Origin of the sequence: Anaerotruncus colihominis (genome assembly GCF_010206195.1) — a bacterium.
GTDB classification, from domain to species: domain Bacteria; phylum Bacillota; class Clostridia; order Oscillospirales; family Ruminococcaceae; genus Anaerotruncus; species Anaerotruncus colihominis_A.
In genome coordinates, this window is sequence record NZ_VIQT01000022.1 from 129,021 (window position 1) to 142,451 (window position 13,431).

A 13,431-nucleotide genomic window follows, 5' to 3' on the forward strand; every position below is an offset into this window, starting at 1 on the left:
CGCCTAACCGGAGGAGGGAAGACAAATGTATAATCCTGAACAGCCTATTTTTGACAAACAGCCGGAGAGTACGGTCAAAGTAACGATCGGCGTCGATGAAAACCCTAAAAGCTGGTGGCAAACCCTGTTTTTCGCATGGCAGATTACACTGGTCGATTTTACGCCGTTTATCTGGGCCGGGATGTTTGTATCGCTGGCTGGTCTTTCCGAGACAATACTCCCAATCATGATACGCACCTGCTTTCTTGCAATGGGTGTAGGTACGCTGATCCAGACGACGATCGGAAACCGTCTGCCGGTTGTGCAGGGACCGTCCTCATCCGTTTTGACCGCAATGGGCGGCGTTGCGGCGACCTACGGTTTCCCCGCGATGTGGGGCGCTGTGCTTGTCGGCGGCGCGATTGAAGCCGTTATCGGCGTTTCGCGCGTCCTGGGACGCCTGCGTAAATTCATTCCCCCGGTCGTAACCGGATCGGTCGTGGCGACAATCGGCTTTGTTGCAGCTAAAATCGCCCTGGGCTGGATCTTCGCCTCGCATGAGCCTGTCTATCTGATTCTGGCGCTTGTTGCGTTCCTGCTGGCGCTGACGCTCAAATTCCGCGGCAAGGGCCTGCTGTCGCAGGGCTTCGTTCTGATTTCGGTCGTCGTCATCGGCATCGTTATTTCGTCGATCGCCGGTATCTTTGACTGGGGGCTTGTCGGCCAGGCTGATCTGTTCGCCCTGCCGCAGCTGTTCCCCTTCCGCAATTATGACGGCGCGACCGCTCCGTTTGTGCTGATTCCGGCGGCGATCCTCGCGGGCTTTACCGGTTATATCGGATCGATGTTCGAATCAATCGGCGATTATGCCGCTACCTGCGCCGTCTGCGATCAGGTTTACCGCGTTAAGCACATCAACAAGGGCATCATGGCCGAGGGACTCGGCTGCATCGGTTCCGGTCTGCTCGGCGCGCTGCCGGTCACAAGCTATACGCAGAATATCGGCATTCTGGCCGCTACAGGCGTTGCGTCCCGCCGTGTTGTGCGCGTAGCGGCGGTTATGTTCCTGTTTTACGGCCTGTCCCCGAAGCTTGCGCAGATGCTCGCCTGCATCCCGCGTCCGATTGTCGGCGCCGTATTTTTGATCTCCGCGAGCATGATCATGTTCTCCGGTATCGACGTCGTCGTTTCCGAAGCGCGCGAAACCCGCAACAACCTGATCGCCGGAACCACCATCGGTACGGCGGTGATGCTGCCTGTGTTCTTCTCCACCACAGGCGCGGAGTGGGCCAATTCGTTCCATCCGTTTGTCAAGATGTTTGTCAACAACAATGTGTTTATCGCAGTGGTGTGCGGCGTCGTGCTCAATATCCTTCTGCACATGGTCCTCAAGGACCCTGCCGAAGCGTCGTCCGCAAAGAATTGACCTACAGATTTACTTCTTCTTTTCCATATCAATGTGAAGGGTCCCTGCTCTGCCGGCGGGGGCCTTTCGCATTTTGTCCATGGAAGTTTTAAGCAAACGTCAAAAAAACTTCAAATAAATTTCACATTGGGCCTGTATACTGAAATCACTTTAAAAGGAAAGGCGGTGTATCCTCCAGAATAAAAAGTAAAGACATTCTCCAGCCTTTATTTATTACTTTCTCTCTTTTTTCTTCTATCTCTTTTTTCACATGCCTGCCCCCGGATGGGCGGAACACCGGTCCGGCGGGCAGGGCAGCCCAATATTTCCCGCGCAAAGCGGTTTTGATATAGAACATCTGTAAAAAGAATGTCCCTCAGGGGACGTTCTTTTTTGCTTGGCCGCGTATTTGACAAAGCCGTCTGGAAATCCTATACTTATTTTAATCTTACTATGCAAGGAGCTGCAAAACAACATGAGCGAATGTACGCATGACTGTTCAAGCTGCGGCGAAAACTGCCCAAGCAGGCAGAGCGATCCCGCTGATTTCCTGGAGGCGCCAAATGAATTAAGCTGCGTGCGCCGCGTGATCGGTGTGGTCAGCGGCAAGGGAGGCGTTGGAAAATCCCTTGTGACCTCCCTGCTCGCAGTGCTGCTCAAGCGGCGCGGCTATAATGTCGGCGTCATGGACGCCGACGTCACCGGCCCCTCGATCCCCAAGGCGTTCGGCGTCCATGAAAAAGCCGCCTCAACTGGGACTGCGCTCATCCCCGCACGCAGCAAAACAGGCGTCGATATTATGTCCGTCAACCTGCTGCTTGAAAATGACAGCGATCCCGTCGTTTGGCGCGGCCCGGTCATTGCGGGTGTGGTAAAACAGTTCTGGACCGATGTCATCTGGAACGATGTTGATTTCCTGCTTGTAGATATGCCTCCCGGAACAGGCGATGTGCCGTTGACAGTGTTCCAGTCGATTCCGGTCGACGGGATTGTCGTGGTGGCCTCGCCGCAGGAGCTTGTCGGCATGATTGTGGAAAAGGCCGTCAAAATGGCGCAGATGATGAACATCCCGATCATTGGCCTGGTGGAGAACATGAGCTATGTGCAGTGCCCCGACTGTGGCCGCCGCATCGAGCTGTTCGGCAAAAGCCATATCGATGAAACAGCCGCGCGTCACAAACTGCCGGTGCTCGCCAAAATCCCCATCGATCCCTCGCTCGCTTCCAACTGCGACAGCGGCGTGATCGAGCTGTTTGAGGGCGATTGGATGGACGCCGCCGCCGACGCCGTGGAGCAGTTCCGGCCTTTTTGAAAAAAGGCCTCGGCGAAAAACTTTCCGGCTTTTTTGAAAAAAAGCCTCGGCGAAAAACTTTCCGGCCTTTTTGAAAAAAAGCCTCGGCAAAAAACTTTCCGGCTTTTTTGAAAAAAAGCCTCGGCAAAAAACTTAGTTCGGCTGTGCCGCGAATAGTGGGTTTGGCTCTGCGTAATTAGTTTTACGCCGCGGCGATCAAAAGTTTTCGCCCGCCTTTTTCAAAAGGCGGCGGGTGAGAAAAAAGGCAAGGCCCCTGGCGGGCCTTGCCTTTTTTCGAGGGCGGAGCCCTTTTCCCGGGCCGCAGCCCTCGTAAAAAGCGCGGCCCGCAGGCCGCAAGAATCCTGTTCAGACGCAGGGCCTTGCGTCAGCAAAAGCCATGACAGACGCCGCGCGGCTGGCATGGCTTTTGCAAGCGCCTGCTTTTTTGAAAAAAGGTATGCCAAAAAACTTTCCGGCCTTTTTGAAAAAAGGCCTCGGCAAAAAACTTAGTTCGGCTGTGCCGCGAATAGTGGGTTTGGCTCTGCGTAATTAGTTTTACGCCGCGGCGATCAAAAGTTTTCGCCCGCCTTTTTCAAAAGGCGGCGGGTGAGAAAAAAGGCAAGGCCCCTCGCGGGCCTTGCCTTTTTTCGAGGGCGGAGCCCTGGAGTCTGTTTTAAAACCATCAAAGCAACCAAACAAGGATACAGGCAAGACAGACAACAGCGTGAAAATAGAAGGGCTTCTTCGCATATCCGGTGGCAAAACGGCGGTTGCTCTTCAGCTTGAGGAAAGGGTTTTCCGCCAGACGACACCCTTTTGTTTTTCATTGGTTTCATGTCTCTTCATGCGCCTATTCTGCCGCTTCGTCGCTTTGCACACAATCTCAGGGTTTTCAAACAGCCCCTAAGCGTCCGTTTACTTTAAACGGACATAGATCAGCTTAACGCTGCTGTCGCGCGTGCGCACGCTTTTGACGTCGAACAGGCCGAGCGATTCAAGAAAAGGCGTCAGCTTGGAATGCCCGAAATTGCGTACGTCAAAATCAGGATGGCGCTTGACGAGCAGATTGCCGATGGTGCCGATGAACAGCCAGCCATCCTCGTCCGAATTTTCCGAAACAATCATCCGCAGCGATTTTCGGATGGTTTTCAGGCCGGTCATCTCTTTGGCGGCCGATGGGTCAGCTTCAGCCTTTGCGTTTTCCCTGCCCGCTTCCTTTTCCATTTGTGCCGGCGCGGGCTTGTCCGCCTGCTTGTTATTGGCGGGCCGGGGCGCGTCCTCGCGCGGGCAATCCTCATCCTTTTGCACAGCCGGTTCAGCCTGCGCAAGAATATCAAGATACTTAAAGCGGTTACACGCGGAAATAAACGATTTAGGTGTTTTGCGCTCGCCCATACCGACGACAACCATACCGCCTTCACGCAGGCGGGCCGCCAGGCGTGTAAAATCGCTGTCAGATGAAACAATGCAAAAGCCGTCCACCTGGCCGGAATAAAGAATGTCCATCGCGTCGATGATCATCGCGGAGTCGGTGGAGTTTTTGCCGGTGGTGTAATTGTATTGCTGGATGGGCAGGATCGAGTTGTTAAGCAGTACGCTTTTCCATGAAACAAGCGCAGGCTTTGTCCAGTCCCCATAGATGCGCTTATAGGTCGCAATCCCATCGTTTGAGATTTCGTCGAGAATAATTTTAATGTATTTGTCCGATACATTATCGGCATCGATCAGGACTGCGAATTTCAGATCGCTCGCCAAGAAAATCCCCCTTTGCTGTGCTAGGGGCTGTTTAAAAAATCAAAATTTCCATCTTTTTTCAAACAAGCCCTAATCATTTTTTATTAAGTATAACACAGATTTGCGGTGAATGGAGCAATTTTACAGTGCGGGGGAAAATTTTCACGGAAATATCATCAGGTTTCGGGTTTTTCTCAGCCTGAAGCTTCAGTGCGTTGAGAAACCCAACACGCTGCCGGCGGGCGACCATTCCTTTACGCGTTAAGAGCCGCCGCAAAGCGGCGGCGGCATTCCGAGATACGCCTGCGGGCATCGTGATTGCGGCTCGCAGGCTTGCCTTGTGCATCTGTTTTCCCGCCGGCGCGACCCTTCCTCTTACAAAACCGCCCGCAAGGGCGGTTTTACGATTTAAGGTATTTTTTCAGCGGCGGCGCATCGCTGTGTCTGCTGGTTTTTTTACAATCTGAGCCTTCGGGCCTTTTTTGCAGATTACAGGACAATCTTGCAAAAAAGGCCCCGGCCGCGCGCAGTTGCGCGCGGCCGGGGCGGGTATGGCTTGCTTTATTGCAATTCAATCTGGCGCGTCTGCGACTGCGCCGGCGTCCGCTTGGGCAGATCAAGCTCCAGCACGCCGTTGTTATAGGCGGCTTTGATCGCCTCCGTATTGATACCGGAGACATCAAAGCTGCGTGTAAACGAACCATAGCGGCGTTCGCGGCGGACATAGCCGTCCTTATTTTCCTCGTTCGTTTCTGCGTTATGCCGCGCCGAGATCGTCAATGTTTCGCCGTTGAGATCAATCTTGATATCCTGTTTGTCAAAACCGGGTAATTCAGCCTGGAGCATATAACGATCGCCCTTGTCAAGGATATCGGTGCGGATTTCCGAAAATCCGGCCGGGAAATCGTTAAAGAACGTTTTTTCAAACGTATCAAAGAAATTTGCTATATTTCTGGTCTTGTGTTCAAAAGGCATCAGGTCAAACATAAATCAAAACCCCTTTACAAAAGAAACTGCGGCTTGCTCCTGATTTACGCGGTACGGTCCGCTATTGGTGGTACATTGCAACCATCTTCCTTCGGTCCTCCTGGGGGACTTTTTTTGTTTCATTGACTACAGTATACTGTATGATTGTTACAGAACCAGACATGATATATGAACGAACTGAAAATTTTAGCACTTGTATATATAGAGTGCTAATCAAATTGAAAGGCTGGAGAGAACCTCCGAGAGCGCGGCAGCAGAAGCAGAGAGCGCACGGTTTTCCTCGGTGTTTAAGGGGAAATCCAGAATTTTTTGGATGCCGCCGCGTCCGACAATTGCCGGCAGGCCCAGACAGACGTCGTGCAGGCCATAATGACCATCGGTCAAAACGGATACCGGAAGTACCGAACGCTCGTCGCGCACGATTGCCTCGACAATGCGCAGCACTGCCATGGAAATAGCATAATTCGTGGCGCCTTTGTTCTCAATAATACGATAGGCGCTGTTTTTCACCTCGTCAAACAGTCCGTGGATGCCGGACATATCGGCGCATTTTCCACAGATCTTGCAAAAATCAATCAAATCGATTCCGGAGACATTGGCGCTGCTCCAGACCGGCAGCTCCGTATCGCCGTGCTCACCGATGATAAATGCATGAATGTTGCGGGGATCGACCTCCAAATGTTCACCAAGCAGATATTTTAAACGCGCAGTATCAAGTACGGTGCCGGCGCCTATGACGCGCTGCGCCGGAAAGCCGGACAGCGTGAGCGTTACGCGTGTTAAAATATCCACGGGATTTGCCACGATCAGCAGAATGGAATCACGGCTGTACTGTGTGATCTGCGGTACGATCGACTGGAAAATACGGACGTTTTTGCGCACAAGATCAATGCGTGTTTCACCGGGCGCCTGGGCCGCCCCGGCTGTGATGACAATCATACCCGCGTCGGCCAAATCCGAATAACCGCCCGCATAGACGTTGACCGGCCGTACAAAGGGAACGCTGTGCGCGATGTCCATTGCCTCGCCTTCGGCTTTTTTCTGATCGATGTCAAGCAGGACAAGCTCTGAAAACAGGCCGCTTTTTAAGAGCGTGAACGCTGTTGTTGCACCAACCGCGCCGCAGCCGATCACGGCACACTTTTGCAGGTTCAAAAAAATCGCCTCCTTATATTTTAAAACCTGTGACCATTTTTCCCCGCGAGGCGGTCCATATTCAGGCGGATAAAAAGAGGCTGCGCCGCCTTTTGCGGGCAGCCTGTACAAACTCTGAAATCTGCCCCACTGTTCGCGGCGCAGCCGACTAAAGTTTTTCGCCGAAGCCTTTTTTCAAAAAGGCTGGAGCGCAGCCGACTAAAGTTTTTTGCCGAAGCCTTTTTTCAAAAAGGCTGGAGCGCAGCCGGCTAAAGTTTTTTGGCATACCTTTTTTTCAAAAAAGGTATGAAGTTTTTTGCCGAGGCTTTTTTTCAAAAAAGCCGGAGCGCAGCCGACTAAAGTTTTTTGGCATACCTTTTTTCAAAAAAGCAGGTGCTTGCAAAAGCCATGCCAGCCGCGCAGCGTCTGTCATGGCTTTTGCTGACGCAAGGCCCTGCGCGTGAACAGGATTCTTGCGGCCTGCGGGCCGCGCTTTTTACGAGGGCTGCGGCCCGGGAAAAGGGCTCCGCCCTCGAAAAAAGGCAAGACCCGCGAGGGGCCTTGCCTTTTTTCTCACCCGCCGCCTTTTGAAAAAGGCGGGCGAAAACTTTTGATCGACGCGGCGTAAAACTAATTATGCAGCAGCTGCCCCACTATTTGCGGCGCAGCCTATTTCTACGCAGCGCCAAACCCACTATTCGCGGCGCAGCCGACTAAAGTTTTTTGGCATACCTTTTTTTCAAAAAAGGTATGAAGTTTTTTGCCGAGGCTTTTTTTCAAAAAAAGCCGGAGGGGATTAGAAAACGGGGATCACGGTTCCGTTGTATTTTTCATTGATGAAAGCGGCCGTCTCGTCGCTCTGGAGGGCGGCGATCAGCTTCTGGATTTCGGGGCGGCTCTCGTCGCCGGTGCGGACGGCCACAATGTTTGCGAACTCCTGCGCGGCCTCGGAATCCTTGTCCTCTGTGGTCAGCACCTTGCCGGCAAGCCCGGCGCCAAGCGCGTAGTTGCCGTTGATAACGGCTAGATCAACATCGGGCAGCACGTTGGGAACCTGTGCGGCTTCAATTTCCTCAAACTTGATATTTTTGGTGTTTTCCGTAATATCGAGCGGGGTGGCGGACAGGCCGACGCCGTCGGCCAGCTTGATCAGGCCGAGCTTTTCAAGCAGCAGCAGTGCGCGCGCCTCGTTGGTAGCGTCGTTGGGGATCGCGATGGTCGCGCCGTCGGCCAGGGCCTCGATGGAAGCTGTCTTGCCAGGATAGATGCCGAGCGGTTCAAAATGAATAGCCCCGGCGGAGACAAGATCCGTCCCGTTTTTCTCGTTGAAATCAGCCAGATACGGATAGTGCTGGAAATAGTTGGCGTCGATATCGCCCTCGTCTAACGCCATGTTGGGGATGACATAATCCGTGAATTCGACAATCTCGAGGTTTACGCCCTCGGCGGCCAAAGCCGGTTTGATGCTCTCGAGAATTTCGGCGTGCGGAGCCGGAGAAGCGCCTACCTTGATCGTGACGGCGTCACCGGAGGAGACGGTGGCAGAGGCGGTGGCGTCAACGGGGGCGGATGCTTCTTCGGCTGTGGACGGCGCCGGGGCGGGCGCGGACGAGGAAGCAGGCGCGGCGGACCCGCCGCAGGCTGCCAGTGAAAGCGCGCAGGTCAGGGCCAGCGCGGACGCGAACAGTTGTTTGATTGATTTCATATGTTTGAGACTCCTTTTAATCAAAAGATTTCTATCATACCGGAAGCGGCCGCATCCCGGCGATGGATGAATGAATCAGCGGTTGCGCTTATCGACGCGCGCCGCAAGGTGATCGAAGATGATTTGTATCAGGCAGACGATGATAATCAGCAGGATAATCGTAAGGATCATAACCTTTGGTTCATAACGGTGAAAGCCATAGCGCATCGCGATGTCGCCAAGCCCTCCCGCGCCTGCCGCGCCGGCCATCGCGGAATAACCGATCAGGGTGATGGTGGTGATCGACAGGCCGCGGATCAAAGAGGGCAGCGACTCCGGAAGCATCACGCGAAGGATGATCTGGCTGTTGGTCGCGCCCATGCACTTGGCCGCCTCCACAACGCCGTTGTCGATTTCCGACAGCGAGCTTTCCACCAGGCGCGCGACAAACGGCGCGGCCGCAATGGTCAGCGGCACGCAGGCGGCGGCTGTACCAATGATCTTGCCCATGATCAGCCTTGTAAACGGAAACAGCGCCACCATCAGGATAATAAACGGCAGGGACCGCAGGATGTTGACGATCCAGCCGAAAACGGAATTGAAAACACGGTTTTCCATAATGCCGCCGCGATCGGTCACGCGCAGCAGCACGCCCATCGGCAGGCCGAGTATGTAAGCGCAGACGGTCGAGCCGAGCACCATGACGAGCGTTGCGCCGGCGCCCTCCAGAAGCATGGGACCGTATCGCTGCAAAAGCTCCATCATTTTTTCATCACCTCATATCCAAGAAGCTGCTTTGTCATATCATGCTTCGGGTTTTTGAAAATCTCAGCGGTGTCGCCCCATTCAACGAATTCGGAGGCGTCGATCACGGCGACCTTGTTGCAGATGGCCCGCACAACGGCAATTTCATGCGTAATAATAACGATTGTAACGTTCAGCTTGCGGTTGATATCATGCAGAAGCTCCAGGATATTTTTTGTCGTAAGGGAATCAAGTGCGGAGGTCGGTTCGTCGCACAGGAGCACCTCCGGGCTTGTGGCGAGCGCCCGCGCAATGGCGACGCGCTGCTTCTGGCCGCCGGAGAGCTGCGAGGGATAGCTGTCGCCGCGGTCGGCCAGCCCGATCAGATCGAGAAGCTCCTTGACGCGCCGGTCAATATCCGTCTTGGCGGCGTGTCCAAGCGTGAGCGGAAACGCAATGTTTTGATGCACCGTGCGCTGCATCAGCAGGTTATAGCCCTGGAAGACAACGCCCATTTTGCGGCGTATTTCAATTAAACGCGCGCCCGAAAGCGACGCGAGGTCGGTCCCGTCAAGCGTGATGGAGCCGGAAGTCGGCGTTTCCAGCGTGGACAGGCAGCGCAGAAGTGTCGATTTGCCGGCGCCGCTCATGCCGATGATGCCGAAGATATCGCCTCTGCCGATCTCAAGGTTGACGCCGCGCAGCGCCACAACCTCCCCCGACTTATCATTAAATATTTTTGATACATTGCTGATTTTTATCAATGCAATCCCTCCAACATCCTGCGCGCCCGCAGAGGCGGAAACAACAAAAAAGCCCCCGTCTCCGGACAGATTGTCCAGGGACGAGAGCGCCGCTTCGTGGTACCACCCTGCTTTACCGCCGCGTCTGCGCGGCAGCCTCACCGGCGTCCGGCTTGATACCGACCGCCTGTCGCTTTAACGGGCGAACCCGCCGCGGACTAAAAGCTTTCGCCCGCAGGACTCCAAGACCATGTTCGGCTGTGTTCCCCGCGCCTCTTTTCACCAACCGAGGCTCTCTGCTGCGGTTCTGACAGCTTACTCTTCTTTTCAGCGTCTTTCACAGTTTTTTGCAAACCTTTTTTGTAGTTGTGTAGTTGTTATTATACTGCTTTTTTGCGTTTCGTCAAGAGGAAAAAGCTGTTTTCGTTGTAATTCCTATATGAGTATGATAAAATGAACATGTTAGCAGTCATTTTGTAAAAAGCAAGCGAGGGGGCTTTTTGATATGTCCGATCGGAGCGCGGCGCTCGCCCGGCTCGACGCGCTTGGCGTCGCCTATGAGCTGACGGAGCATCCGGCCGTTTTTACCATTGAGGAGATGGAACGCCTGGGATTGACAAACGTCGGTATGGTCTGTAAAAATTTATTTTTGCGCGACGCCAAGGGCCGCCGCCATTTCCTGGTTGTCATTCCTGGGAATTGCCGCGCCGATATCAAATCGATCGAAGCGCAGCTTGGCTCGGCAAGGCTGAGCTTTGCATCCGCGGAGCGTCTGAAAAAACACCTCGGGTTGACGGCGGGCGAAGTGACGCCGCTGGGCGTCGTCAATGATGCGGACGCTGCCGTCGAGGTTGTGTTCGACCGGTCGCTCGAGGGGAATCCGCGCGTTGGCGTCCATCCCAACGACAACACCGCGACGGTCTGGCTGGCGTTTGACGACCTGCTGCGCGTTGTCAGGGGCAATGGGAACACCGTCCACTTTATTACGTTGGCAACAGACGCCACATGACCTGGCCGGTAGGCTGGAAAGGGGAGCGCGTATGATTAAAAATATTATTTTCGACATGGGAAACGTTCTGATGCGGTTTGACGACATGGAGCTGGCTGCCCGTTTTGTTGACAATCAGGAGGATCAAAGGCTGTTGTGCGGGCATGTGTTCTCCGGTCCCGAGTGGATAGCTCTGGATGCGGGATCCATTGATGAGGAACAGGCGCTTTCCAGCATCCTGTCGGCTTTGCCTGAGCGGCTGCATGACGCTGCGGAGAATGTGTTTCTCAACTGGGATCGCTATTTCGAGCCAATTCAAGAGACAAATGATTATGCCCGTTCCCTGGAGCAGCGTGGGTATCAGCTTTATCTCCTTTCAAACGCAAGCGTGCGTTTTGCGCGCTACCGCGCACAGATCCCAGTTTACGACTGTCTTGACGGCGTGATCGTGTCGGCCTATGTCCAGCAGATGAAGCCTGATCGCGCGATTTACGAGACGCTGCTTTCTACCTACGAGCTTGACCCGGCCGAGTGCTTCTTTATCGACGACAGGGAGGAGAATATCGCGACCGCCCGGGCCTGCGGCATGGAAGGCGTTGTGTTCACCGATCCGGCTTCCCTGATCCGCACCCTGGAAGCCCGCCTCCGGCTTTTTTGAAACTTACCTTTTTTGAAAAAAAGGTAAGCCAAAAAACTTTCCGGCTTTTTTGAAAAAAAGCCTCGGCAAAAAACTTTAATCGGCTGCGCCGCGAACAGCGGGGCAGGCACTGCGTAAAAACAGGCCGCGCCGCGAATAGTGGAGCAGGCGCTGCGTTTATACAGGCTGCGCTGCGAACAGTGGGGCAGGTCCCGGCATTTATACAGGCTGCGCCGCGAACAGCGGGGCGGGTCCCGGCATTTATACAGGCTGCGCCGCGAACAGTGGGGCAGGTCCCGGCATTTATACAGGCTGCGCCGCGAACAGCGGGGCGGGTCCCGGCATTTATACAGGCTGCGCCGCGAATAGTGGGGCAGGTCCCGGCATTTATACAGGCTGTGCCGCGAACAGCGGGGCAGGCGCTGCATAAAAACAGGCCGCGCCGCAGCGCGGCAATGAAAAAACCGCGCCCCACATATGCGGGGCGCGGTTTGGCGGATCGTACATTTTTACGGCTGGAACAATCCCTTTTCCACAAGTTCGCCGGATTCGTTGAATTCAAGCTCAATGACGCGCGAGCGCGTATAACGGATAATGGGACGCAGGCGCGGCAGCTCGTCGCGTCCATAGAAAATATAGGAGACGCCCTCCTTTTTGGCGCGGCCGGTCCGGCCGATGCGGTGGAGGTAATATTCATTTTCAAGCGGGATTTCATAATTAAAGACCGCATCGACATCAAGCACGTCGATGCCGCGCGCCGCCACGTCGGTGGCGACAAGGATACCGATCTCGCCGGAACGGAACCGGGCCATAATCTGGTTGCGCTCGGATTGGCGCATATCGCCGTTGAGGCAATCGGCATTGAAGCCGCGTTCGCGCAGCAGATTGCTCAGACTTGCGGTCGAATATTTGGTATTGCAGAAAATCATGACCTTGTGAAAGTCGTTCAACTCAAGGATATAACACAGATCGGCGAGCTTTTGCCGGCCAACGCTTTCAAGCATGTACTGATGAATTTTTGGCTGGCTTTCCTTGACCGGCTCGACCGTCAGTTCGACCGTGTCGCGCTGATAAAGCCAACCGATATCCATGACCTCGCGGGAAATCGTCGCGGAAAACATGACCATCTGGCGCTCCTTTGGCAGACGGTCCAGAATTTTACACACATCCTTATAAAATCCCATGTCGAGCATCTCGTCGGCCTCGTCAAGCACGGCGATGGATACTTTGGAAAGATTGATTGTGCGGCGGTGCATGTGGTCAAGCATACGGCCGGGCGTTGCGACGACGATCTGCGCGCCGCGCTTTAAGGCGTTGATCTGCCGGTCGATCTGTTGCCCGCCGTATACCGCAGCGACGCGCACCTGCGGACGAAAATGCGCAAGCTCGCGCAATTCATCCACAATTTGCGTGCAAAGCTCGCGCGTCGGGCAGAGCACAACCGCCTGCACGGCCAAAACAGACGGGTCGATTTTTTCCATGATCGGCACGCCGAACGCACACGTTTTGCCAGTGCCTGTCGGCGCCTTGGCAATGATCTCGTGCCCTTCAAGCATGACAGGGATTGCCTTTTCCTGTATTTCAGTCAACTCCGTAAAGCCCATGCGCTCCACGGCCTTCAATGTTTCTTCCGAAAGCAATAAATCACTGTACTGCGCCATGTTCTGATTCTCCCTTTGTTCCTGTGCAGGCATCCGCCTGCATTTTTGCATACCACTCCAATTATAAGAATAGTATACCACACAGCTTGTCCCTGCGTAAAGGGCTATCAGGATGGCCAAGTATAAATTTACAAAATTTTTCCGAATATTCACTATAGGGCTTCATTCTGTGGTATAATAACCGCAAAGCGGTTATTATACCGAGTTATGGCCAGGGCGATACGCGGGCGCGGCCCGCTGCCGCCCCGATGGCCAATTATACCATGCCGCTTCGCGGACATGGTATAATAACCGCAAAGCGGTTATTATACCGGGTTATGGCCAGGGCGATACGCGGGCGCGGCCCGCTGCCGCCCCGATGGCCAATTATACCATGCCGCTTCGCGGACATGGTATAATAACCGCAAAGCGGTTATTATACCGGGTTATGGCCAGGGCGATACG

General features: G+C 54.3%; 12 protein-coding genes and 1 other annotated feature. Of the genes, 4 read left to right on the top strand and 8 right to left on the bottom strand.

The window, feature by feature from the left end; all coding sequences use genetic code 11:
* Positions 1-25 precede the first annotated feature (25 nt).
* Together FMM72_RS15870 and FMM72_RS15875 are read left to right on the top strand one after the other, a co-directional pair.
* Positions 26-1,405, top strand: a complete 1,380-nt coding sequence (locus FMM72_RS15870) for a uracil-xanthine permease family protein (protein WP_160210948.1) — start codon at positions 26-28, stop codon at positions 1,403-1,405.
* A gap of 454 nt (positions 1,406-1,859) precedes the next feature.
* Positions 1,860-2,696: an Mrp/NBP35 family ATP-binding protein gene (locus FMM72_RS15875; protein WP_160210947.1), complete on the top strand. Its 837-nt coding sequence runs from the start codon at positions 1,860-1,862 to the stop codon at positions 2,694-2,696.
* Between the two features lie 894 nt (positions 2,697-3,590).
* Here the strand turns inward: FMM72_RS15875 and FMM72_RS15880 are convergent.
* From FMM72_RS15880 to FMM72_RS15910, 7 genes are all read right to left on the bottom strand, one after another.
* Entirely contained in the window at positions 3,591-4,430 is an 840-nt protein-coding gene (locus tag FMM72_RS15880; RefSeq protein ID WP_160210946.1) for an NYN domain-containing protein, read from the bottom strand.
* A gap of 73 nt (positions 4,431-4,503) precedes the next feature.
* A complete protein-coding gene (locus FMM72_RS15885) occupies positions 4,504-4,755 on the bottom strand; it encodes a hypothetical protein (protein ID WP_162221975.1) in 252 nt (83 codons plus the stop codon).
* A gap of 215 nt (positions 4,756-4,970) precedes the next feature.
* Positions 4,971-5,396 carry an Hsp20/alpha crystallin family protein gene (locus FMM72_RS15890; RefSeq protein ID WP_160210945.1) on the bottom strand — a complete coding sequence of 142 codons (426 nt, stop codon included), beginning with the start codon at positions 5,394-5,396 and terminating at the stop codon, positions 4,971-4,973.
* Between the two features lie 213 nt (positions 5,397-5,609).
* Positions 5,610-6,551, bottom strand: a complete 942-nt coding sequence (locus FMM72_RS15895; protein ID WP_160210944.1) for an L-lactate dehydrogenase — start codon at positions 6,549-6,551, stop codon at positions 5,610-5,612.
* A gap of 775 nt (positions 6,552-7,326) precedes the next feature.
* A complete protein-coding gene (locus FMM72_RS15900) occupies positions 7,327-8,235 on the bottom strand; it encodes a MetQ/NlpA family ABC transporter substrate-binding protein (protein ID WP_160210943.1) in 909 nt (302 codons plus the stop codon).
* 75 nt (positions 8,236-8,310) lie between these two features.
* A complete protein-coding gene (locus FMM72_RS15905; protein ID WP_162221976.1) occupies positions 8,311-8,979 on the bottom strand; it encodes a methionine ABC transporter permease in 669 nt (222 codons plus the stop codon).
* Positions 8,976-9,722: a methionine ABC transporter ATP-binding protein gene (locus FMM72_RS15910; protein ID WP_162221977.1), complete on the bottom strand. Its 747-nt coding sequence runs from the start codon at positions 9,720-9,722 to the stop codon at positions 8,976-8,978. The genes FMM72_RS15905 and FMM72_RS15910 overlap by 4 nt, the downstream gene beginning before the upstream one ends.
* 73 nt (positions 9,723-9,795) lie before the next feature.
* Positions 9,796-10,041 (bottom strand) — a binding site (T-box leader).
* A gap of 165 nt (positions 10,042-10,206) precedes the next feature.
* Here FMM72_RS15910 and FMM72_RS15915 point away from each other — a divergent pair.
* Positions 10,207-10,710, top strand: a complete 504-nt coding sequence (locus FMM72_RS15915; protein WP_162221978.1) for a prolyl-tRNA synthetase associated domain-containing protein — start codon at positions 10,207-10,209, stop codon at positions 10,708-10,710.
* Between the two features lie 31 nt (positions 10,711-10,741).
* Positions 10,742-11,347, top strand: coding sequence for an HAD family hydrolase (locus tag FMM72_RS15920; RefSeq protein ID WP_162221979.1), 606 nt, complete (start codon positions 10,742-10,744; stop codon positions 11,345-11,347).
* Between the two features lie 488 nt (positions 11,348-11,835).
* On the opposite strand, the gene FMM72_RS15925 is transcribed toward FMM72_RS15920, so the two are convergent.
* A complete protein-coding gene (locus tag FMM72_RS15925; protein ID WP_160210938.1) occupies positions 11,836-12,987 on the bottom strand; it encodes a DEAD/DEAH box helicase in 1,152 nt (383 codons plus the stop codon).
* Positions 12,988-13,431 lie beyond the last annotated feature (444 nt).